Here is a 22,895-nt window from a genome sequence, read left to right on the forward strand (position 1 = left end):
ATTCATTTTCTACGGCTTGGGTCGACATTTCTGTCGGATGCAGCTTAAGGCCGATCCAGCCGTTCGGCCACACCTACGCAAATGGCCATGATCAATTTCAGTTCTTTTTGCACGGTGCTCAAGGACACGTTCAACTGATCGGCAATCTCCTGGTAGCTGCAATCGTGCAGGCGGCTGAGGATGAAGATCTGCTGCTGGCGCGCGCTTAACTGGCCCAGGCTGACGCTCAGGTGTTCCAGCAACTGCTCGGCCTGGGTGGCGTCTTCGGGGGGGCTGATGGGGGCGGCAACGCTTTGTAGGATGTCCAGCGGTACATCTTCCTGCAACGTACGGGCCTGGATCCGACGCGCGCGCAGGTGATCCAGCGCCAGGTTGCGTGCGGTTTGATAGACGAAGGGTTCGAGGTGATCGATGGGCCGCTCGCTCAGGGCCCGGGTGACGCGCAGGTAGGTTTCCTGCAACAGGTCCTCGGCGGTGCTGTGGTTATTCACCATCCGCTGCAAGGTGCGTAGCAGAATCACCCGTTGGGTGAGAAAGACATGGTTAAAGCGAGATTGGCTCACAGGCGTACCCGACCGATTTTCAGTTAATGATAATGCTTATCATCAACTGAAATGGCAAGTGGCTATTGCTGCAGGCCTACATAGAGCAAATGCGGGAAGGGGGCTTGCCCCGATAGCGCGGTGTCAGTCACCCCATCTCTGACTGATAAATCGCCATCGGGAGCAAGCCCCCTCCCACAAAAGCCACATGCACAACGCTCGTTATTCGGCGTTGCACAGTGCCAGGCAGTTATCCAGCATGCGGTTGGAGAAGCCCCACTCGTTGTCGTACCAGGCCAGCACTTTGAGCAGCTTGCCGCTTACCTTGGTGTGGTTGGCGTCAAAAATCGACGACAGCGGGTTGTGGTTGAAGTCGCTGGAAACCAGCGGCAGGGTGTTGTAGCCGAGGATTTTCGAGTGCTGGCTGGCTTCCTTGAGCAGCGCGTTGACTTCTTCGGCGGTGGCTTCTTTTTTCAACTGTACGGTGAGGTCCACCAGCGACACGTTGATCACCGGCACACGCACGGCCATGCCGGTCAGCTTGCCCGCCAGCTCCGGCAGTACCAGGCCCACCGCTTCGGCGGCGCCGGTCTTGCTCGGGATCATGTTCTGGGTGGCCGAACGCGCACGGTACGGGTCGGTGTGGTAGACGTCGGTCAGGTTCTGGTCGTTGGTGTAGGCATGGATGGTGGTCATCAAGCCGCTTTCGATACCCAGCTCGCGATGCAGCACCTGGGCGACCGGTGCCAGGCAGTTGGTGGTGCACGAGGCGTTGGAGATGATCTGGTGGGACTGGCGCAGAATGTCATGGTTCACGCCATACACCACGGTGGCGTCCGCACCCTTGGCCGGTGCCGAGATGATCACCTTGCGTGCGCCGGCGGTAATATGGGCGGCAGCCTTGTCACGGTCGGTGAACAGACCCGTGCATTCAAATACCACGTCGATCTTGTGTGCGGCCCATGGCAGGTCGGCCGGGTTGCGAATGGCACTCACGGCAATCCGGTCACCATTGACGGTCAGGCTTTCCTGATCGTGGGCGACCTCTGCGTCGAAAGTACCGTGCACGGTGTCGAATTTAAGCAGGTGGGCATTGATCGAGCTGTCGCCCAGATCATTGATGGCGACGATCTGCAAATCCTGGCGATAGCCTTGGGTATACAGTGCGCGCAGGACATTACGGCCGATACGGCCAAAACCATTGATTGCGATACGAAGAGTCATTGGAAGGTGCCTGTCGTCGATTTGTTGTAAGAATTACAAGATTATTCGCATAAAAATAGAAAACAAGCCTTTTTAGTGGCAATATTTTGTTCAATCTACAACGAGTGACCTGAATCAACTGGTCCGATGATTTAAACGACACCCTGCCATCCCATGCGCTGCGGGCGTTTGATCAGCATAGACACTCAGGTCGCCACATCCGTTAGCCTGGAGTTCTACACATGCATCCCCGCGTTCTTGAGGTCACCGAACGGCTTATCGCCCGCAGCCGCGCTACTCGCGAGGCTTACCTTGCGCTCATTCGCGGTGCCGCCAGCGACGGGCCGATGCGTGGCAAGCTGCAATGCGCCAACTTCGCCCACGGCGTGGCCGGTTGCGGCACCGAAGACAAAAACAGCCTGCGCATGATGAATGCCGCCAACGTGGCAATTGTTTCTTCATATAACGACATGCTTTCGGCGCATCAGCCGTACGAACATTTCCCGGAACAGATCAAGAAAGCCCTGCGCGAAGTCGGCTCGGTCGGCCAGTTCGCCGGCGGCACCCCGGCCATGTGCGACGGCGTGACCCAAGGCGAGCCAGGCATGGAACTGAGCCTGCTCAGCCGTGAAGTCATCGCCATGTCCACGGCGGTTGCGCTGTCCCACAACATGTTCGATGCCGCGCTGATGCTGGGCATCTGCGACAAGATCGTCCCCGGCCTGATGATGGGCGCGCTGCGCTACGGCCACTTGCCGATGATCTTCGTACCGGGCGGCCCGATGCCCTCAGGCATTTCCAACAAGCAGAAGGCCGACGTGCGCCAGCGCTACGCCGAAGGCAAGGCCACCCGCGAAGAGCTGCTGGAATCGGAGATGAAGTCCTACCACAGCCCCGGTACCTGCACCTTTTACGGCACCGCCAACACCAACCAATTGCTGATGGAAGTGATGGGCCTGCACCTGCCGGGCGCCTCGTTCGTCAACCCGTACACACCGCTGCGTGACGCCCTGACCCGCGAGGCCGCGCATCAGGTCACACGCCTGACCAAGGCCAACGGCAACTTCACGCCGATCGGCGAAATCGTCGACGAAAAATCCATCGTCAACTCCATCGTCGCCCTCAACGCCACCGGTGGTTCCACCAACCACACCTTGCACATGCCGACCATCGCCATGTCGGCGGGCATTATCCTCACCTGGCAGGACATGGCCGACCTCTCCGAGGTGGTGCCGACCCTGTCCCACGTGTACCCGAACGGCAAGGCCGACATCAACCACTTCCAGGCGGCGGGGGGCATGTCGTTCCTGATCCGCGAGTTGCTTGAGGCCGGCCTGCTCCATGAAGACGTTAATACCGTCGCGGGCAAGGGCCTGAGCCGTTACATCCAGGAGCCGTTCCTGGTCGACGGTGAACTGGTCTGGCGCGACGGCCCCATCGAAAGTCTCGACGAAACCATCCTGCGCCCCGTGGCCCGCGCGTTCTCGCCCGAAGGCGGCCTGCGCGTGATGGAAGGCAACCTGGGGCGTGGCGTGATGAAAGTTTCCGCCGTGGCCCCTGAGCATCAGGTGGTTGAAGCACCGGCGGTGGTGTTCCAGGACCAGCAGGACCTGGCCGATGCGTTCAAGGCCGGCCAATTGGAAAAGGACTTTGTCGCGGTCATGCGCTTCCAGGGCCCGCGCTCCAATGGCATGCCGGAGCTGCACAAGATGACGCCGTTCCTCGGTGTGTTGCAGGACCGCGGTTTCAAAGTCGCGTTGGTGACAGACGGGCGTATGTCCGGCGCGTCGGGTAAGATCCCCGCCGCGATTCACGTCAACCCCGAAGCCCAGAGCGGCGGGCCGCTGGCGCGGGTGCGCGATGGCGATATCATTCGCGTGGATGGCGTGACAGGTACCTTGGAGCTTAAGGTAGACGCCGAAGAATTTGCAGCGCGCACGCCTGCCACGGGCCTGTTGGGCAATAACGTGGGCGCCGGTCGCGAGCTGTTTGCATTTATGCGCTTGGCCGCAAGCTCCGCAGAGCAGGGCGCCAGCGCCTTTACCTCTGCCTTGGAGACGCTTAAGTGAAGCTTGCGCTGGTCGGTGATATCGGGGGTACCAACGCCCGTTTTGCGTTGTGGCGGGATTCGGCACTGCATTCGATTCGTGTGCATGCCACGGTGGATTACTCCAGCCCTGAAGAAGCGATCAAGGTCTATTTGCAGCAAGAAGGCCTGAACATCGGCGATATCGGCGCAGTCTGCCTGTCGGTGGCCGGGCCGGTGAGCGGCGATGAATTCAAATTCACCAACAACCACTGGCGCCTGAGCAAGGCTGCGTTTTGCAACACGCTGCAGGTGGAGCAACTGCTGTTGGTGAATGATTTTTCGGCCATGGCCCTGGGCATGACCCGTTTGCAGCCCGACGAATACCGTGTGGTGTGCGCGGGCACGCCGGAGCCGTTGCGCCCGGCGGTGGTAATCGGCCCGGGTACTGGCCTGGGTGTCGGCACCTTGCTGGACCTCGGCGCAGGTCGTTACGCGGCGTTGCCGGGCGAGGGCGGCCATGTCGACCTGCCCCTGAGCAGCCCGCGGGAAACTCAGTTGTGGCAACACATTTACAACGAAATCGGCCACGTCAGCGCCGAAACCGCCTTGAGCGGCGGTGGGTTGCCGCGTCTGTACCGGGCGATCTGTGCGGTGGACGGCCACACGCCGGTGCTGGAAACGCCCGAAGCCATCACGGCGGCGGGTTTGGCCGGCGATCCGATCGCCATGGAAGTGTTGGACCAGTTCAGCATCTGGCTGGGCCGGGTTGCAGGCAATAACGTGTTGACCACCGGTGGGCGCGGTGGCGTGTACATCGTGGGCGGGGTGATACCGAGGTTTGCCGACTTCTTTATCACCAGCGGTTTCGCCAAAAGCTTCGCGGACAAAGGCTGCATGAGTGACTATTTCAACGGCATTCCGGTGTGGCTGGTGACAGCGCCGTATTCGGGGTTGACCGGGGCGGGTGTGGCGCTTGAGCAGGCTTTTACGTAGGCATCAAGAACACCCCATAACAACAAGGAGGACCCCGTGAGCGTAATCAGTAAATCGATTCTCCTCGTCGACGACGACCAGGAAATCCGCGAATTGCTGCAAACCTACCTCAGTCGCGCCGGTTTCCAGGTGCGGGGCGTACCGGATGGTGCGGGGTTCCGTCAGGCGATGAACGAGGCGCCGTGCGACTTGGTCATCCTCGATGTCATGCTGCCGGACGAAGACGGCTTCAGCCTTTGCCGCTGGATCCGCCAGCACCCGCGCCAGGCGCAGGTGCCGATCATCATGCTGACCGCCAGTTCCGATGAGAGCCGACCGCGTGATCGGCCTGGAGCTGGGCGCCGACGATTACATCGGCAAGCCGTTCAGCCCCCGTGAGTTGCAGGCGCGGATCAAGGCCCTGTTGCGCCGCTGCCAGTTCGGTCAGGAGCGCAGCAGCGGCGGCGATGTGCTGGTGTTCGATGAATGGCGCCTGGACATGATCAGCCATCGGCTGTTTCACGTGGATGGCGAAGAGGTGATCCTTTCCGGTGCCGATTTTGCCTTGCTCAAATTGTTTCTCGACCACCCACAGGAAATCCTCGACCGCGACACCATCGGCAACGCCACCCGTGGCCGCGACCTGATGCCGCTGGACCGTATCGTCGACATGGCCGTGAGCCGCCTGCGCCAACGCCTGCGCGACACCGAAAAGCCGCCGCGGCTGATCCGCACCGTGCGCGGCAGCGGTTATCAACTGGCAGCCAGCGTGGTTGCCGGCAATGCCCACTGAGCCTGTAACCGAACGCCGCCGCCGCTTCCCGGTGCCGCGCTCATTGCTGGGGCGCATGCTGCTGCTGACCTTGCTGGTGGTGCTGTTCGCCCAGGCGCTGTCCAGCGTGATCTGGGTGTCGCAGTTACGCGCGACCCAGCTCGAAGGCCTGGTCACCAGCGCCCGGAGCCTGGCGCATTCGATGACCGCCAGCGTGAGTTACTTCCGTTCGTTGCCGGTGGCCTATCGGCCGTTGGTCCTCGACCAATTGCGCAGCATGGGCGGCACCCGGTTCGTGGTGACGCTCAACGATCGCCCGCTGGAGATGCAGGTACTGCCCGAAACCCCGCGCAAACAAGCGGTGCTGGTCGCGGTCGATGAAGTACTGCGCCAGACCCTTGGCGCTGACGTGGTGATCTCAGTGGAGTTCGTCAGTGCCGAAGACCTGCGCATCTTCAATGCCGGCCTCAAGCTTGATGAGCTGCCGCGCTCCTGGGCTCATTACGCCTTGACGCTGGAGCCCGTGAACCCGCCGGTGCTGGTCACCCAGATTCAACTCGCCCCCGGCGAATGGCTGTACATCGCCTCGCTGTTGCCCGAGCCCTACACCAGCCTTGAGGAACAAGGCCTGCCGTCCCAGCAGGTGTGGTTTATCGTGCTGACCAGTGGTTTTCTGCTGTTATTCATCGGCCTGTTGGTGCACTGGCAGAGCCGCCCACTCAAGCGCCTGGCGCGGGCGGCGCGGGATATGTCGCTGGGCGCCGACGTGGAGCCGGTGGCCGAAGGCGGCGGCAGCGAAGTGGTGGAAGTGGGTCGTGCCTTCAACGCCATGCGCGAGCGCATCAGCCGTTACCTGACCGAGCGCAGCCAGTTATTCAGCGCGATTTCCCACGACCTGCGCACCCCGATCACCCGCCTGCGCCTGCGCGTAGAGCTGCTGGAAGACGAAAACCTGCAAACCAAATTTGGTCGCGATCTGGATGAATTGGAGCTGCTGGTGAAAGGCGCGTTGCAATGCGTCAAAGACACCGATATCCACGAGAACATCCAACCCGTCGACCTCAACCATGTGCTCGAATGCCTGGTGGAACCTTACGTCGCGCCGAACGGCAATGGTCGCGTGACCCTGGATGGCTACGCCCTGGCGGCCTACCCAGGCAAGCCACTGGCGCTCAAGCGCTGCATCGGCAACCTGATCGACAACGCGTTGAAGTACGGGCAGAACGCCCATTTGCATATCGAAGATGATGGCGCGCAGTTCATCCTGCACGTGGATGACGAAGGGCCCGGGGTGCCGGAACAGCGTTTGGAGCAGGTGTTCGAGCCCCACTTTCGTCTGGCCGGGCAGCAGCAGGGTTATGGGTTGGGCCTGGGGATCGCGCGCAATATTGCCCATAGCCATGGCGGGGAAGTGAGTTTGCAGAACCTTCGCGAAGGCGGGCTGAGGGTGACCCTTCAGCTCCCGCGAACGCTGGACTAACTGTGGGTCAGATGCTTTGGCGCAACCGGGCCAAGTCTCTGAGCGGCGGCGCACCAAATAGCCGCCTGTATTCCCGGCTGAACTGCGACGGGCTTTCATACCCCACCCGATACCCGGCCGCCGAGGCTTCCAGCCCCTCGGCAATCATCAGCCTGCGCGCTTCCTGCAAGCGCAGCTGTTTCTGGTACTGCAGCGGGCTCATGGCGGTAATCGCCTTGAAGCGATGGTGCAGGGTCGAAACGCTCAGGTTGACTTCCTTGGCCAGGTCATCGATGCGCAACGGCTGTTCGTAATTGCCATTGAGCCACTTGATCGCCTGGCTCACCCGATGGCTCTGACTGTTGGCCACGGCAATTTCATACAAACGATAGCCCTGTGGCCCACGCAGCAAGCGGTAGAGAATTTCGCGGTTGATCAGCGGCGCCAGCATGGCGATGTCTTTGGGCGTATCCAGCAAGCGCGCCAGGCGCAGTACGGCGTCGAGCAGTTGATGGTCGATCCGGTCCACGTACATCCCGCGCGACGTTGGGCGTGTAGGCACGCCCATGGGGCCGGCCTCGGCGATCAGCGCTGTGAGTTGCGCCGGGTCGATGTTGATGCGCACCGACAGGTTCGGGTCGTCCGGCGTGGCATCGATGATGCGCCCGGCCACCGGCATCGCCACCGAAAACACCAGATAGTTGAGCGGGTCATAGGCGAAGATTTCGTCAGCCAGGCGCACTTCCTTGCTGCCGTTGGCGAGGATGCACAACGCGGGCTCCACCAGCACCGGCATGAAGTCTCGCGGTGTGTTGTGACGGTTCAGGTACAACGAGGTGATTGCGGTGCCGTAGGAACCATCTTCCCAGGTATGCCGGTGCACGATGCTGGCCAGTTCGGCGCGCTGTTTTTCCATCTCGGCATCGAGGGGGGTGGGCTTATGTTCGGGCGACGACATGGCGCGTCCTCTGCGGCGGCTTTGATGGGGCTCAGCTTAGCGGCGGCCTTTGAAAAAGTGTTAGGTCGATTCTGCATAATCCTTGCCTGATCCTGCGGCCTGTCGTCAATCAGGCAAGCGCGAGGCGTTTCATCTGCCTGAAACATGGCGTGTGTGCGTGGAATAAAACCGTTGGGCCAACGTCCTATCTACGCTTCTCGCAGGATCGTGCAATAAGCCGGCAGGAATTGACTAACCGCGCGCTCACCCGCGCCGTTATCGTTGATCCTGTGGCAACACACCCTCACAGTGCTTGCCGAGCATCACTTCTCAACGGGAGAGTCGAACATGTCCACCCCCATTCCCGCGAGCCATATGGCCTTTATCCGCGCCCGCACCGGGTGCAGCACCGAACTCGGTGCACGCTTGAGCAGTTTGATCGAACCGGGCCGCCAGGCTCAGGGTTGCCTGCAGTTCTCGTTGCAGCATTCCCAGGTCGACCCCGATGTGTGGCTGGTTTCGGGCTTTTGGAGCAGTGAGCAGGCGATGAGCGCCTACTTCAACTCGCCGGCCCTGCTGATCTTTACCGAGCTGCTGAACGACATGGTCATCCGCAGCATGGACTTCCAGACCTTCACCGATGCATCCGCTGCACGCGCCTACGGCGAGTACCTGCAACTCGCCGGTTGAACCGGTTTAGAATGGCCGCCTTTCCATTGACCAGGACCTGCAACATGGCACGTAAACAATTTGCCCTCCACGAAGCCGTTTCCGCCGTAGTACCGGGTGACGGAGGCTACAGCGCCGCCGTGGCCGTCAAGGCGCTGGATGGCATGGGCGCCCCGCGGTTTCACAAGATCCTGGATGGGCAGAGGTTCAAGACCGCCTCGGATGCTGATGATGCCGCCACTGTGCAGCTTGAGCGTCTGGTCGATGTGGACGTAGAGGGGCAACTGACGTGGGCACCTGCCGCTGACTAAAGGTGGGGCTTGCTCCCGATAGCGGTGTATCAGCTACAGATAGGCTGACTGACACAGCGCCATCGGGAGCAAGCCCCCTCCCACCATGGGTTGCATTCCACTCAGGGTTTTGCAGCGCCAGGCCGGTACATCTTGAACAACGCTTCGGGCCCCAGCTGGAAGTAATCCGCCGGGCCGCCGCCGCGTAGAATCGGTTCGGCGGCAGCGGTGTCATAGATGCCGTCCTTGAGCAGCCACTTGGCGATGTGCACCGCGACTACCTCGCCCAGTACCAGCCAGCTTGGCACCAGCTCCTTGTCGGCGCGTTGCAACTGGATGATCTGCGTCACCTTGCACTCGAACGACACCGGGCTCTCACCCACGCGCGGTACGCCAACGATTTTCGAAGCCACCGGCGTCAGGCCGGACAACTCGAATTCATCCACCTGCGGCGAGACCGCCGCGCAGCTCTGGTTCATCTGCTCGGCCAGCGGGCGCGTGGCCAGGTTCCACACGAATTCGCCGGTCTGTTCGATGTTGTTCAGGCTGTCTTTGCGCCCGACACTGGAAAACCCAATGATCGGCGGAATGTAATTGAACGCATTGAAAAAACTGTAGGGCGCCAGGTTCAGGTGGCCTTCACGGTCGTGTGACGAAATCCAGCCGATCGGCCGTGGGCCGACGATGGCATTGAACGGATCATGAGGCAGGCGGTGGCCGTTGGCGGGTTCGTAGAAGTGGATATCGTCGGACATGGGCCGGGGTTCCTGCTGCGGGGTTCTGGGAGGCGACCATACTGCAACCCATGGGCGCGAATTTCCATTGGCCCCATGGAATTTTCATTGATTGCCCACCTATTTTTCACAGCGTCCCGTTCAGTCTGCGGCCAAGGTCGACACTCCATAAGTCGGCCATTGAAAGACTGAGCTTCGGAGCCTTTACCCCTATGAATAAACTTCCTCAGATCACCCTGGCGTTCTGGGTCATGAAAATCTGCGCAACCACCCTGGGCGAAACCGCCGGGGACTTGTTGTCGATGACCTTGAATGTTGGCTACGCACTCAGTTCGATGATCCTGATCAGCGTGTTCCTGGTCACCCTGGTGACACAACTCTGGTCGAAAACCTATAACCCCATGCTGTACTGGATTGTGATTTTGTCCACCAGCACCGCTGGCACGACGATGTCGGACTTTATGGACCGAACCCTGGGCCTGGGCTACGCCACCGGTTCAATGATCCTGATCGTGATCCTGATGATCATCTTTGCGCTGTGGCACCTCAGTGGTGATTCGCTGAACGTGAACAAGGTGCAGACCTTGCGGGGCGAGTTGTTCTATTGGATGGCGATCCTGTTTTCCAACACCCTGGGCACCGCATTGGGTGACTTCCTGGCGGATGATTCGGGGCTGGGCTTTGCCGGCGGCGCCTTGTTGATCGGCTCGACCATCGCTGCGGTAGTGGCGCTCAAGTACTTCACCCAAATCTCGGCGGTGCTGTTGTTCTGGGTGGCGTTTGTGCTGACCCGGCCTTTCGGTGCGACCCTGGGCGACTTCCTGACCAAGCCCCATGAAAAGGGCGGGTTGGATTTCGGCACCATTGGTTCATCGGCCGTGTTGGCTGCAATCCTGGTGGTGATGATTGTCGGCGCGGCGTATGCACAGCGACGGTATGGGCGACCACCAGTGGCAGAGGTGTCCTGATTCACCAAGCGACATAAAACCGATGTGGGAGGGAGCAAGCCCCCTCCCACAGGTTTAGCGGGTCAGGCTTTTAGTCCGTGGTAATCCGCGAGTGCTTGCGGGTGTCCTTCATGGTCACGTAGACCAACAACGACACCGCAATACAGGCGGTCACGTACCAGTAGTAACCGGTTTCCATGCCGATGCTCTTGAACCACAGTGCGATGTATTCAGCGGTACCGCCGAAGATCGACACGGTCAGTGCATAGGGCGAGGCCGACGCCCAGGGCGCGGATTTCGGTCGGGAATAACTCGGCCTTCACCACGGCGTTGATCGAGGTGTAGCCGCTGACGATAATCAGCGCCGCCATGATCAGGAAGAACGCGCCCCACCAGGTCTGGATGGTGTGCAGGGTGGTGAGGATCGGTACGGTGAACAGGGTGCCGAGGATGCCGAAGGCGATCAGGATCGGCCGACGACCGACTTTATCCGATAGCCCACCGACGATCGGCTGCAGGCACATGAACAGAAACAACGTGGCCGCCGAGATGGTGGTGGAGTCGGAGATGCTCATGCCGACGGTATTCACCAGGTATTTCTGCATGTAGGTGGTGTAGGTGTAGAACGCCAGGGTGCCGCCCATGGTCAGGCCGACCACGGTCATCAGTTCCTTGGGGTGGCGCATCAAGGTGCGCATTGCGCTTTCCTTGGCTTTTTCTTTTTTGCTGAACGACTCGGTTTCTTCCATGCCACGACGCAGGTACAGCGCGACCACTGCGCACAGGGCGCCGATGGCGAACGGGATGCGCCAGCCCCAGGCATAGAGTTGTTCGGTGGTGAGCACCTGTTGCAGCACGATCAGCACTGCCAGGGCAATGAGCTGACCGGAAATCAAGGTCACATATTGGAAGCTGGAGAAGAATCCGCGACGTTCCCGTGTCGCCATTTCGCTGAGGTAGGTGGCGGAAGTGCCGTATTCGCCCCCTACCGACAAGCCTTGCAGCAAACGGGCGAACACCAGCAGGATCGGAGCCCCGATACCGATGGTTTCGTAGCCAGGGCTCAGCGCGATCAACAGCGAGCCGAAGCACATCAGCAGCACCGAGGCCATCAGCGCAGCCTTGCGCCCCTTGTAGTCGGCGTACATGCCCATCAACCAGCCGCCGATGGGGCGCATCAGGAAGCCGACGGCGAAGATCGCGGCGGTGTTCATCAACTGAGCGGTGGAGGAGCCGGCTGGAAAGAAGGCTTTGGCGAAGTACAGCGAAAAGGCGGCGTAGACGTACCAGTCGTACCACTCGACCATGTTGCCGACCGAACCGCTGAAGATCGATTTGATGCGACTGGTGGTGGTGCGTTCCTGCGCAGGCGCAGCCACCGAGCCCAGAGGCAGGGAGTTGGAGTTATCCATTGAAGGATCCTTCATCTAGTTGTTTTTATGGAGCGGCGCGAACGCTGCCTGGCTGGGGCTATAGCAGGAGCTGTGCCAGGTGGATGAAGGCCCGGTCTAGAGGGGTTTGCGGTTTTTTTTGAGCGGAATGTTGCTGATGGTTTTGCAGCGGTGAGCGGAAATCCGCTCATTGATCCTTGAGAAACATGTCCCGTGCAAGGCCATGGCGCTGCATCTTTTCATTGAGGGTTCGGCGGGGCAGTTGCAGCTCCGCCAACACCTCTTTGATATCGCCTTTATGCCGGGTCAGTGCGGCTTTCAGGCAATGGGCCTCAAAGGCTTCCTGCTGCGCGGCGAGGGATTGCCCGGCTTCGATGCCTTCCGGTTCGGACTCGCCGAGGCCCAGCACCTGGCGCTCGGCGACGTTGGCCAGTTCACGCACATTGCCTGGCCAGTCGTGACTGAGCAGGCGCCCCAGCGCCGCACCGCTCAAGGGCTGGGCAGTGCGGCCCAAGCGCTCTGCGGCGTCATGGGCGAAGTGTTCATACAACAGCGGGATGTCTTCACGGCGCTCGCGCAGCGGTGGCAGGCGCAACTGGGCCACGTTGAGACGATATGCCAAGTCTTCACGGAAGCGTCCGGCGCGGGCCTCTTCCAAAAGGTCCGGCTTGGTGGCGGCGATGATGCGCAAGTCTACGTGGATGCTCTGGTTGGACCCCAATCGCTCCAGCTTCTGTTCCTGCAACACCCGCAGCAATTTCACCTGCTGGGCCAGGGGCATGCTTTCGATTTCATCCAGGAACAACGTGCCGCCGTGGGCGTATTCCAGCTTGCCGATGCGTTTGCCCTGGGCGCCGGTAAACGCGCCGCTTTCGTGGCCGAACAGTTCGGCCTCGAACAGTTGCTCGGGGATCGCCGCACAGTTGAGCGCCACGAACGGTTTTTTCGCCCGCGGCCCACAGTCGTGCAGGCAACGGGCGACCCGTTCTTTGCCGCTGCCGGTTTCGCCTCGGATCAGCACGTTGACCGGCAAGCTCGCCAAATCGAGCACCTGGCGGCGCAGGTTCTGCAAGCCACGGGACACGCCAAGCAGGCTGGATTCGAGTTGCGCGCGGTGATCGGCCTGCTGATGCAGGCGACGGTTCTCCAGGATCAGCCCACGTTTATCCAGGGCGCGGCGCAGACTATTGAGCAGGGTATCGGGGCTGAAGGGTTTTTCCAGAAAGTCGTAGGCGCCGTCGCGCATCGCCTCGACGGCCATCGGCACATCGCCATGGCCGGTGAGCAGGATCACCGGCAAGTCGGCGTCGCGGCGTTGCACCTCGGCGAGCAGCTCCAGGCCGCTGAGCCCGGGCATGCGCACATCGCTCAAAATGACCCCGGCAAAGTCCCTGGGCAATTGCGCCAGGCATTCTTGGGCACGGCTGAACAGTTGCACCTCAAACCCCGACAGGCTCAACCACTGTTCCACGGCCGTGCGAATGCTGGTTTCGTCATCGACCACAATCACCGCATTTAACATAGGTCCGGCGTCTCCAGCGCGATGGGCAGGGTCAGGGTGAACACCGCGCCGTCGCCGCGGTTACCGGCGATCAGGCGGCCGCCCAGTTCATGCACGATAGCGTAGGACACCGCCAGCCCCAAGCCGAGGCCGTCGCCCACCGGCTTGGTGGTGAAAAAGGGGTCGAACACATTGCTCAAGTGTTCTTCGGCAATGCCGCCGCCGCTGTCGCTGACGCTCAAAACCCAAAGCTGCTGGTCGGCATGCACACGGATTTCCAGGCGTTTGCGTGGCTTGTCCACCATGGCGTCGAGGGCGTTGCGCAGCAGGTTGATCAGCACTTGTTCCAGGCGTATCGCGTCGCCGCGTACCCAGGCCGGGCGGGTCAGGTCCAGCACGACGCCGATGCCTTCATCACGCAGGCGTGCATCGAGCAAGTGCAGGGACTGGTCGACGACCGTGGCCAGGTCCAGGCGCTCGCGCAGGCCGCTGGGGCTCTTGCGCGCAAAGGTCTTGAGGTGGCCGGTGAGCGCGGCCATGCGCGTGAGCATGTCGTCCAGGGGCGTAAGCGCCTTGTAGGCGTCGTCCACGCGACCGTGATCCAGCAGCAGGCGCAGGGTCGCCAACTGCATGCGCTGGGCGGTCAGAGGTTGGTTGATTTCGTGGGCGAGGGCGGCAGACATCTGCCCCAGCGCGGCCAGCTTGGCCGATTGCACCAAACCCTCTTGGGCGGTGCGCAGGGCCTGGGTGCGTTCTTCCACCAGTTGTTCCAGCTCTTCGCGGCTGCGTTGGCGCAAGCGGGCCAGGCGCCAGCGTTGGCTCAGGAACAGCGCCAGGAACACCAGCGCCAGCCAGGAACCGGCGGCGGCCAGGCCAGCGTTGCGTTGGTCTTCAAACGGGAACTGCGGTTTGCGCAACAGGTGCAGGGTCCAGCCTTCGGCCTTCAGCGGCAGGGATTCCCAGATGTAATTGGCGCTGCCGTCGGGGCCGTTGACGCGCATCAGGTGGCTGTTTTCGTCAAAGCGTTGCAGGGTGCTGGTGTCCAGCGGTTGCAGGTGTTTCTTGTCGTATTGGCGGGTGGCCTTGAGTTCGGCCAGGTCGCTGTCCGACAACGGGCGCAGGTTGCGATAGCGCCAGCCCGGCTGGTTGGCGATAAATACGATGCCACGCGCATCACTCACCAGCAGCAGGTCATTGCCCTGGGCCCATTCGCGCTCAAGCTCCGGGAATTCCAGCTTGACCACCATGGCGCCGAGAAACTGCTCCTGTTCATCGAGCACCGCGCTGGAGAGGAAGTATCCCGGAATCCCCGTGGTCACCCCCACCGCATAGAAACGCCCGGTACCCTGGCTTCTGGTCTGGCTGAAATACGGGCGAAACGCATAGTTATGCCCCACATAACTACTCGGCAATGCCCAGTTGCTGGCGGCTACGGCCAGGCCGGTGCGGTCCATCAGCTCCAGGGTGGAGGATTGCGCAGCGCCGTTGATGCGTTCGAGCTTGCGGTTGAGCGTGTCTTGTGTGGCGGCATCCATCGGGCCTTTGAGCGCGCTGATCATTTCCGAGTCCAGCGCCAGCACGGCGGGCAGCGCGCGATAGCGTTCGATCAGGGTGTGCAGGGAGTTGGCGTACAGCGCCAATTGCTGGTTGGCGCGGGCGGCATCGTCGATCAGGGCCTGACGTTCGGCATGGCGCGTGGCCAATGCCGCGGCCAGCACCGCACCGGCGATGATCAACAGGGAATAAAAGGTCAGGCGCAGGGGGCGAGGAATCGCGATCATACGAAGATGAACAGCTGCAATAAGGGTGAGCACAATATCACGCGTTGCCCGGATCTTGTGGTGGCGCGCCCTCATAAAAAAAGGCGACCGGGCTTATCGCCTCGGTCGCCTTTATGGGCCAGTTAAAGTGCTTACTGCACCTCTACCGCCAGGCTCTCACTGATCTTTTTCTGCCAGATGGCAGGACCGGTGATGTGCACGGACTCACCCTTGCTGTCTACCGCGACGGTGACCGGCATGTCTTTGACGTCGAACTCGTAGATCGCTTCCATACCCAGTTCGGCGAATGCGACAACGCGCGACTTCTTGATGGCTTGCGCCACCAGGTAAGCGGCGCCGCCCACGGCCATCAGGTACACCGCCTTGTTGTCCTTGATCGCTTCGATGGCGGTCGGGCCGCGTTCGGACTTGCCGATCATGCCCAACAGGCCGGTCTGCTCGAGGATCTGGCGGGTGAACTTGTCCATCCGCGTCGCGGTGGTCGGGCCCGCCGGGCCAACCACTTCTTCGCGTACCGGGTCAACCGGGCCGACGTAATAGATGAAGCGGCCCTTGAGGTCCACCGGCAGGCTTTCGCCCTTATTCAGCATCTCGACCATACGCTTGTGCGCCGCATCGCGACCGGTGAGCATCTTGCCGTTGAGCAGCACGGTTTCGCCCGGCTTCCAGCTTTGCACGTCTTCTGGGGTCAGGGTGTCGAGGTTTACGCGACGAGCCGACGGGCCGGCTTCCCAGACGATTTCCGGGTAGGCGTCCAGCGGTGGCGCCTCCAGCGACGCAGGGCCCGAACCGTCGAGCACGAAGTGTGCGTGACGGGTGGCGGCGCAGTTGGGGATCATGCACACCGGCAACGAGGCGGCGTGGGTCGGGTAATCCATGATCTTCACGTCGAGCACGGTGGTCAGGCCACCCAGGCCCTGGGCGCCGATGCCCAGTTGGTTGACCTTCTCGAACAGCTCCAGGCGCATCTCTTCGATACGGTTGGACGGGCCGCGCTTGATCAGCTCGTGGATGTCGATGGATTCCATCAACACTTCCTTGGCCATCACCGCGGCCTTCTCGGCGGTGCCGCCGATGCCGATGCCGAGCATGCCCGGTGGGCACCAGCCGGCGCCCATGGTCGGAACGGTCTTGAGCACCCAGTCGACGATCGAGTCGGACGGGTTGAGCATGGCCATCTTCGATTTATTCTCGGAACCACCGCCCTTGGCGGCCACGTCCACTTCCACGGTGTTACCCGGGACGATGGAGTAGTGGATCACCGCCGGGGTGTTGTCCTTGGTGTTTTTACGCGCCCCGACCGGGTCGGCGAGGATGGATGCCCGCAGTACGTTCTCCGGCAGGTTGTAGGCGCGACGCACGCCTTCGTTGATCATGTCGTCCAGGCCCATGGTGGCGCCATCCCAACGCACGTCCATGCCCACGCGCACGAACACGGTGACGATACCGGTGTCCTGGCAGATCGGGCGATGGCCGGTGGCGCACATGCGCGAGTTGATCAGGATCTGGGCCATGGAGTCACGGGCTGCCGGCGATTCTTCGCGCAGGTAGGCCTCGTGCATCGCCTGGATGAAGTCCACGGGGTGGTAGTAGGAAATGAATTGCAGGGCGTCGGCAACGCTCTGAATCAGGTCGTCTTGCTTGATCACGGTCATGAGTCGCGCTCCTCTATAAGGGAACATTCAATAAAGGTGGCTTCAGTGTTGCATCGGTCGGCTGGAGCCACCTTTCCAAGGCACGCCAAGTGGTGCAGGCGCGACGCTAAAAAGGCGCGGCAGTATAACCCGGCGCGGTGGCCGATACACCCGACTATGGTCAAACTCTGCCGGGCATGATTCCCTGTGCGGGCCTTTTTGATTCGAGAGTTTCCATGCCTGAACTGTACGTCGGCGAACGCCATTGGTCGGTATCCACCGGCAGCAACCTGTTGGACGCCTTGAACCAGGCGGGCGTGGCGGTGCCCTACAGTTGCCGCGCAGGCAGTTGCCATGCCTGCCTGGTGCGTTGCCGAGGTGAGGTCGAGGACAAACAACCCGACGCCCTGAGCCCGGCGCAACGCCAGGATGGCTGGCGCCTGGCGTGCCAGTGCCGGGTGACGGCGGATGTGCAGGTCGAAGCGTTTGACCCGCTGCGTGATGGTTTGCCGGCCCAGGTGGTGGGGGTCGATTGGCTGAGCGCGACGGTGTTGCGCCTGCGTCTGCAACCGGAGCGTGGCCTGCGTTACCGCGCCGGGCAACATCTGGTGCTGTGGGCGGGGCAGTTGGCGCGGCCGTATTCCCTGGCGAGCCTGCCGCAGGAAGATGCGTTTCTGGAGTTTCATATCGACTGCCGCCTACCCGGTGAATTCTGCGATAGGGCCCGGCTGCTGCAGATCGGCGACCGCCTGCGCCTGGGCGAACTACGCGGCGGCGCGCTGCAATACGACCCCGACTGGCAATCCCGGCCGCTCTGGCTGCTGGCGTCCGGCACCGGGCTGGGCCCGTTGTGGGGGGTGTTGCGCGAGGCGTTGCGCCAGGATCACCAGGGCCCCATCCGTATGATTCACCTGGCCCATGATGCTGGCGGCCATTACCTGGCCGAACCCTTGGCCGCGCTGGCCGCCGGGCATCCGAACCTTACGGTGCAGCTGTGGACGGCGGCTGAGTCGATCCAGGCATTGGCGCAACTGCGGCTTGTTTCAAGGCAAACGCTGGCCTTACTCTGCGGGCACCCCGCCAGCGTCGAGGCGTTTTCCAAGCGCCTGTTCCTGGCCGGGTTGCCGCGCAATCAACTGCTGGCCGATGTGTTCCTGCCCCGTGGTTGAGCGCTGAACTTCACAGCCGCGAGACGCACCATGACCGACGCCATCCTGTTGCAACGCGAGCGCGGGTTGCTGACCCTGCAGCTCAACCGCCCGGACAAGAAAAACGCCCTGACCCGCGCCATGTACACGCAACTGGCCGAGGCTCTGGAGCGGGCCGATGCGGACGCCACCCTCAACGCCGTACTGATCCAGGGCAGCCACGAGTGCTTCACGGCCGGCAATGATATAGGCGACTTTCTCGATCAGCCGCCCAGCGATCTCGACAGCCCGCCGTTTCACTTCATGCAGAGCCTGCTCAACTGCCGCAAACCGGTGGTTGCCGCGGTAGCGGGGCCGGCGATAGGCATTGGTACAACCCTGCTGCTGCACTGTGACCTGGTGTATATCAGCCGCGATGCCAGATTGCGCATGCCGTTCGTCAACCTGGGGTTATGTCCGGAGTTTGGTTCGAGCCTGATCCTGCCGCGTCTGCTTGGGCATGCGAAAGCCGCGCAATTGCTGCTGTTGGGCGAGGCGTTCAGCGGTGAACAGGCCGCCGCGTGGGGAATCGCCACCGAGGCGCTGAGCAGTGGTGATGCGGCATTGGCCAAGGCGCGGGAAGTTGCGTTGCGCTTTGAACACCTGGCATTGGGGGCGGTGCAGGTGACCAAGCAATTGATGAAGAGCGTGGACCGTGAGCAGTTGCGGCAGGTGATCGAAGAGGAGGGCGCGTTGTTTACCCAGCGGTTGAGGTCGCCGGAGGCGATTGCGGCGTTGTCGGGGTTTATCACGCGCAGATAAAGCGTGTCGGCGGGGCCGTCGAATTGAATGAATCAGTAGCCGGCTACAGCAAAAAGCCCCGCCATTCACATGGCGGGGCTCTTGTTTTTCAGCGTGTCACTCAGACCTGCGGGTCGCCCACGTGCAGGATCTTCATGCCGTTGGTGCCACCGGTGGTGTGGTAACTGTCGCCCTTGGTCAGGATGACCCAGTCGCCTTTCTCTACGACGCCGCGTTTAACCAGCTCATCGATAGCCTTCTGGCTGACTTCGTTCGGTGCCAGCGAGGCCGGATCGAACGGAATGGTGTACACGCCGCGGAACATCGCCGCGCGGGCCTGGGCTTCGCGGTGCGGGGTGAACGCGTAGATCGGCACCGAGGAGCGGATGCGCGACATGATCAGCGGCGTGTAGCCGCTTTCGGTCAGGGCAATGATCGCTTTCACGCCAGGGAAGTGGTTGGCGGTGTACATGGCAGCCAGGGCGATGCTCTGGTCGCAGCTTTCGAAGACCTTGCCGATACGGTGGCTGGAGGTCTTGCTGGTCGGGTGCTTTTCGGCGCCGACGCAGATACGCGCCATGGCCTGCACGGCTTCCAGTGGGTACGGACCGGCAGCACTTTCAGCCGAGAGCATCACGGCGTCGGTGTAGTCGAGTACGGCGTTGGCCACGTCGGACACTTCGGCGCGGGTCGGCATCGGGTTCTGGATCATCGACTCCATCATCTGGGTCGCGACGATCACCGCTTTGTTATGGCGGCGCGCGTGCAGGATGATCTTTTTCTGAATGCCGATCAGCTCTGCATCACCGATTTCCACACCCAGGTCACCACGGGCAACCATCACGGCGTCGGACGCCTTGATCAGGCCGTCGAGGGTTTCGTCATCGGCCACGGCTTCGGCACGTTCGATCTTCGCCACCAGCCAGGCGGTACCGCCAGCTTCGTCGCGCAGTCTGCGGGCGTATTCCATGTCGGCGGCGTCGCGCGGGAAGGAAACGGCAAGGTAGTCCACTTCCATTTCTGCGGCGAGCTTGATGTCGGCCTTGTCTTTCTCAGTCAGGGCTGGTGCGGTCAGGCCACCGCCACGACGGTTGATGCCTTTGTGATCGGACAGCGGGCCGCCGATGATCACCGTGCAGTTCAGTTCGGTTGGAGTGGCGGTGTCGACGCGCATGACGACGCGGCCGTCGTCCAGCAGCAGTTCGTCGCCGACGCCGCAGTCCTTGACCAGATCGGGGTAGTCGATACCCACCACGTCCTGGGTGCCTTCGGTCAGCGGATGGCTGGTGGAGAAGGTGAACTTGTCACCGATCTTCAGCTCAATGCGCTTGTTGGCAAATTTGGCGATACGGATTTTCGGGCCTTGCAGGTCACCCAGCAGTGCAACGAAGCGGCCATGTTTGGCGGCCAGGTCACGCACCAGCTTGGCGCGAGCCTTGTGCTCGTCCGGGGTGCCGTGGGAGAAGTTCAGACGGGCAACGTCCAAACCAGCCAGAATCAGCTGTTCGAGGACTTCCGGCGAGTTGCTGGCCGGGCCAAGGGTGGCGACGATTTTGGTACGACGGACGGACATGCACGGACTCCTGAGTTCAAGCGCTGAGGAAGGCTACTATGCTCTTTCGTTGTAGTCATTGTTCGTTTGCACTACTTATCGACGATTGACTTGTTTTGGTTGTGGCTGAATAGACGAACTGCCTTGAAGATTTTTGACGAGGGGTCGATACACTGCACAAGACTGGAGAACCCTCATGCGAATTCTGCTCATTGCTGCACTGGCCGTCAGTGTTGTCGGCTGCACCCGCTGGTCAATGGACCACCATTTGAACAACGCCTACCGTGCTTACAAGGTGGGTGACTGTGAGCGCGTTACCCTGGAATTGTCCCAGGTCGACCGCACAAGCCGCACTCGGCGTTATGTGCAGCCCGAGGTCTCAATGCTGCGTGGGCAATGCCTGGAACGGCAGAAACTGTTCGTCGACGCGGTGCAGACCTATCAATTCATCATCAACCAATACCCGTCGAGCGAGTACGCCTACCGTGCCCGCGCCAGACTGGACACCCTGCAACAACTGGGGCATTACCCCGGTGCGAGCGTTGCGAAGCCGAGTCCAGCGTCACTGTAATGCTATTCGTCATTTGTTAACTGGCCTCTTGCCAGTCTTGGGCTATCCTTTGTATGTTCGTTTGTATAAGTTTTACTCGAACGAATGAGGGGCCCGGACTCGGCAGCTGTCCAGTGACAAAACGTTTTCTGTTGTCACACCGAGATCCAGGGAGAGCGAGTGTTTGTGCTCGTTCCGAATCACTGGCACGGCCAAATAATGGCCACTGGATGGCGATCTCACCATGTTTACCGACCGACGGATCGAGCGGCATCAACTACCTTATTTCCTGCAAGTGTTTAATCGTCTTACCGATAAACCTATCGGCTTCTTGGGTAATGTCTCGGGGAATGGACTGATGTTGATCAGCCAGTTGCCCATGATGGTCAATGCGCAATTCGAGCTGCGCTTGAAGATCCCCGAGGCTGACGGCACTTTCCATGCAATTGACCTTACGGCGACCTGCCTGTGGAGCCACGAAGATATCAACCCGCAGTATTACGATTCGGGGTTCAACGTGCTTCAGGCGCCCGAGGAATATGAGCAATTGATTGGTGTGTTGGTGCAGTACTTCAGGTTTGACCCCCTGCAGGCATCCGTCTGATTACCGCACGGTGGTTGACCCGGCTCGGGTAATGCTACCCGGGCCGTGACCAGGCGTTAATGGTTCAGAACACGCCGGCTTTTTTCCAGCCCAGATAATGCGTCACCAGGGCCGCTCCCATGGCTGATGGCAAAGTGTCCAATACCGAGAGGCCGTGCGCGTTCAAACGGTCATGCAGTTCATCCCGGGTGTTGAGGTAGTCCACCGTTGCGCTGTAGGCCAAGGCTTCTGGCATTGTTTGCACGGGCGACTGGCGCAGTCGATCGAGTACTTCTTCACGCAAGCTGGCCACCAGCACCCGATGCTGGCGACTGATGCGCTTCACGGCAGTCATCAACGCTTCGTCATCTTCATCGCGCAGGTTGGTCACCATAATCACCAATGCCCGACGTTTTTGCCTGGCCAACAGTTGGCTGGCCGCCGCCTCGTAGTCGGCGGCTCGTCGAGTGGTGTCCAGGTCGTAGACCGAGTTGAGCAACAGGTTCAATTGGCCACTGCCTTTGACGGGAGCGAGGTAGCGTGGTTGGTCGCCGGCAAAAGTGCACAGCCCCACCGCGTCGCCCTGGCGCAACGCGACGTAACTGAGTAGCAGGCAGGCGTTGAGCGCGTGGTCAAAATGGGACAGTTCGTCATCCTGGCTGCGCATACGTCGGCCGCAATCGAGCATGAACACGATCTGTTGATCGCGCTCGTCCTGGTACTCTCGGGCAATGGGCGTACGTTGCCGTGCGGTGGCTTTCCAGTCGATCTGCCGCAGGCTGTCGCCCTCACGAAACTCGCGCAACTGATGAAACTCCAGGCCCAACCCACGCCGCTGGCGTTGACGCACCCCCATTTGGCTCAGCCAGTTGTCTACGCCCAGCAGTTGCGCTCCATACAAACGGGCGAAGTCCGGGTAGACGCGAGTGGTGTCGTGGGCTTCGATAAAGCGCCGCGCGGACCACAGCCCCAAGGGGCTCGGCAGGTGGACTTCACAGCGACTGAACGTGAAATGCCCCCGTCGCAGAGGGCGCAGGCGATAGCCCAGCTCACTGCGTTCACCGGGGCGCAGTTCGATGGCCTGGGGTAGGTTTTTCCTGCCTAAACCATCGGGGACATGGTCGAACACCTGGACTGTCAGCGGCTGTGGGTAGTCGCATTCCAGGCTCAGGCGTACTTCGCCCCAGCGGCCCAACGCCAAGCTGCCGGGCATCTGCCGTTGCACCCGTGGCGAGGGCCGGTGCCGCAACCGTAGCGCGTCGAGCATGGCCAGCAGCAACAGCGCCAGGAGCAAGCCCCACGCCACCGAATGTACGGTGTCGGGCACTTTGAACGGCAATGCTGCGGCAGTGCCCAGCAAGATGTTCAAACCCAGCAATAGGCCGAGCCAGATCAACAGCAGACGGGTTGGCTTCATGGTC

Annotated in this window: 19 protein-coding genes and 2 pseudogenes; 11 read left to right on the forward strand and 10 right to left on the reverse strand. The window is 61.3% G+C overall.

The genetic code is table 11. The features are described 5' to 3' along the window. Nucleotides 1–44 precede the first annotated feature (44 nt). Both AB4O23_RS09565 and gap read right to left on the reverse strand, forming a co-directional pair. On the reverse strand, nucleotides 45–563 hold the full coding sequence (locus tag AB4O23_RS09565) for an RNA polymerase sigma factor (protein WP_460062965.1): 519 nt from the start codon (nucleotides 561–563) through the stop codon (nucleotides 45–47). A 201-nt stretch (nucleotides 564–764) separates the two neighbouring features. Next, nucleotides 765–1,766 carry a type I glyceraldehyde-3-phosphate dehydrogenase gene (gene gap, locus AB4O23_RS09570; RefSeq protein WP_003175856.1) on the reverse strand — a complete coding sequence of 334 codons (1,002 nt, stop codon included), beginning with the start codon at nucleotides 1,764–1,766 and terminating at the stop codon, nucleotides 765–767. Nucleotides 1,767–1,987: 221 nt separating this feature from the next. Between gap and edd the strand changes: the two genes are divergently transcribed. From edd to AB4O23_RS09590, 4 genes and pseudogenes are all read left to right on the forward strand, one after another. Next, the gene (gene edd, locus AB4O23_RS09575; RefSeq protein WP_460069850.1) at nucleotides 1,988–3,814 is read left to right on the forward strand and encodes a phosphogluconate dehydratase; all 1,827 of its coding nucleotides are present in this window, start codon (nucleotides 1,988–1,990) and stop codon (nucleotides 3,812–3,814) included. After that, a complete protein-coding gene (locus AB4O23_RS09580) occupies nucleotides 3,811–4,767 on the forward strand; it encodes a glucokinase (RefSeq protein WP_065876985.1) in 957 nt (318 codons plus the stop codon). Before edd ends, AB4O23_RS09580 begins: the two co-directional genes overlap by 4 nt. Before the next feature lie 36 nt (nucleotides 4,768–4,803). Continuing rightward, nucleotides 4,804–5,539 (forward strand): annotated as a pseudogene (locus AB4O23_RS09585) (response regulator). After that, a complete protein-coding gene (locus AB4O23_RS09590) occupies nucleotides 5,529–6,998 on the forward strand; it encodes an ATP-binding protein (RefSeq protein WP_017529257.1) in 1,470 nt (489 codons plus the stop codon). Before AB4O23_RS09585 ends, AB4O23_RS09590 begins: the two are co-directional and overlap by 11 nt. Before the next feature lie 7 nt (nucleotides 6,999–7,005). On the opposite strand, the gene AB4O23_RS09595 is transcribed toward AB4O23_RS09590, so the two are convergent. Further along, nucleotides 7,006–7,935, reverse strand: a complete 930-nt coding sequence (locus AB4O23_RS09595) for an AraC family transcriptional regulator (RefSeq protein WP_460062973.1) — start codon at nucleotides 7,933–7,935, stop codon at nucleotides 7,006–7,008. Between the two features lie 327 nt (nucleotides 7,936–8,262). Between AB4O23_RS09595 and AB4O23_RS09600 the strand changes: the two genes are divergently transcribed. Together AB4O23_RS09600 and AB4O23_RS09605 are read left to right on the forward strand one after the other, a co-directional pair. Beyond that, nucleotides 8,263–8,604: a putative quinol monooxygenase gene (locus AB4O23_RS09600; RefSeq protein WP_017529255.1), complete on the forward strand. Its 342-nt coding sequence runs from the start codon at nucleotides 8,263–8,265 to the stop codon at nucleotides 8,602–8,604. Nucleotides 8,605–8,648: 44 nt separating this feature from the next. Next, nucleotides 8,649–8,894, forward strand: coding sequence for a hypothetical protein (locus AB4O23_RS09605; RefSeq protein WP_137220240.1), 246 nt, complete (start codon nucleotides 8,649–8,651; stop codon nucleotides 8,892–8,894). A 101-nt stretch (nucleotides 8,895–8,995) separates the two neighbouring features. On the opposite strand, the gene AB4O23_RS09610 is transcribed toward AB4O23_RS09605, so the two are convergent. After that, nucleotides 8,996–9,628: a flavin reductase family protein gene (locus AB4O23_RS09610; RefSeq protein ID WP_065876983.1), complete on the reverse strand. Its 633-nt coding sequence runs from the start codon at nucleotides 9,626–9,628 to the stop codon at nucleotides 8,996–8,998. Between the two features lie 191 nt (nucleotides 9,629–9,819). Here AB4O23_RS09610 and AB4O23_RS09615 point away from each other — a divergent pair, with 191 nt between their 5' ends. Continuing rightward, a complete protein-coding gene (locus tag AB4O23_RS09615) occupies nucleotides 9,820–10,575 on the forward strand; it encodes a COG4705 family protein (RefSeq protein ID WP_065876982.1) in 756 nt (251 codons plus the stop codon). 70 nt (nucleotides 10,576–10,645) lie between these two features. Here AB4O23_RS09615 and AB4O23_RS09620 read toward each other — a convergent pair. From AB4O23_RS09620 to AB4O23_RS09635, 4 genes and pseudogenes are all read right to left on the reverse strand, one after another. Then, nucleotides 10,646–11,966, reverse strand: a pseudogene (locus tag AB4O23_RS09620) (MFS transporter). Between the two features lie 166 nt (nucleotides 11,967–12,132). Next, complete coding sequence (locus tag AB4O23_RS09625; RefSeq protein ID WP_017529250.1) at nucleotides 12,133–13,467, reverse strand: sigma-54-dependent transcriptional regulator; 1,335 nt, start codon at nucleotides 13,465–13,467, stop codon at nucleotides 12,133–12,135. Then, the gene (locus AB4O23_RS09630) at nucleotides 13,461–15,227 is read right to left on the reverse strand and encodes a sensor histidine kinase (protein WP_017529249.1); all 1,767 of its coding nucleotides are present in this window, start codon (nucleotides 15,225–15,227) and stop codon (nucleotides 13,461–13,463) included. The genes AB4O23_RS09625 and AB4O23_RS09630 overlap by 7 nt, the downstream gene beginning before the upstream one ends. A gap of 131 nt (nucleotides 15,228–15,358) precedes the next feature. Further along, a complete protein-coding gene (locus tag AB4O23_RS09635; protein ID WP_460085015.1) occupies nucleotides 15,359–16,882 on the reverse strand; it encodes a fumarate hydratase in 1,524 nt (507 codons plus the stop codon). Nucleotides 16,883–17,097: 215 nt separating this feature from the next. Here AB4O23_RS09635 and AB4O23_RS09640 point away from each other — a divergent pair, with 215 nt between their 5' ends. Together AB4O23_RS09640 and AB4O23_RS09645 are read left to right on the forward strand one after the other, a co-directional pair. Then, a complete protein-coding gene (locus AB4O23_RS09640) occupies nucleotides 17,098–18,030 on the forward strand; it encodes an iron-sulfur-binding ferredoxin reductase (RefSeq protein WP_068937509.1) in 933 nt (310 codons plus the stop codon). 30 nt (nucleotides 18,031–18,060) lie between these two features. Continuing rightward, nucleotides 18,061–18,810 (forward strand): enoyl-CoA hydratase, encoded by a 750-nt coding sequence (locus AB4O23_RS09645; protein WP_017529246.1) that lies wholly within the window; start codon nucleotides 18,061–18,063, stop codon nucleotides 18,808–18,810. 100 nt (nucleotides 18,811–18,910) lie between these two features. On the opposite strand, the gene pyk is transcribed toward AB4O23_RS09645, so the two are convergent. After that, on the reverse strand, nucleotides 18,911–20,362 hold the full coding sequence (pyk, locus tag AB4O23_RS09650) for a pyruvate kinase (RefSeq protein ID WP_017529245.1): 1,452 nt from the start codon (nucleotides 20,360–20,362) through the stop codon (nucleotides 18,911–18,913). A gap of 175 nt (nucleotides 20,363–20,537) precedes the next feature. Between pyk and AB4O23_RS09655 the strand changes: the two genes are divergently transcribed. Both AB4O23_RS09655 and AB4O23_RS09660 read left to right on the forward strand, forming a co-directional pair. After that, nucleotides 20,538–20,912, forward strand: coding sequence for a tol-pal system YbgF family protein (locus AB4O23_RS09655; protein WP_017529244.1), 375 nt, complete (start codon nucleotides 20,538–20,540; stop codon nucleotides 20,910–20,912). A 223-nt stretch (nucleotides 20,913–21,135) separates the two neighbouring features. After that, entirely contained in the window at nucleotides 21,136–21,495 is a 360-nt protein-coding gene (locus AB4O23_RS09660) for a PilZ domain-containing protein (protein ID WP_017529243.1), read from the forward strand. Nucleotides 21,496–21,559: 64 nt separating this feature from the next. On the opposite strand, the gene AB4O23_RS09665 is transcribed toward AB4O23_RS09660, so the two are convergent. Next, on the reverse strand, nucleotides 21,560–22,891 hold the full coding sequence (locus tag AB4O23_RS09665) for a DUF58 domain-containing protein (protein WP_460069848.1): 1,332 nt from the start codon (nucleotides 22,889–22,891) through the stop codon (nucleotides 21,560–21,562). Nucleotides 22,892–22,895 lie beyond the last annotated feature (4 nt).

It is taken from the genome of Pseudomonas sp. H2_A10 (assembly GCF_054680085.1).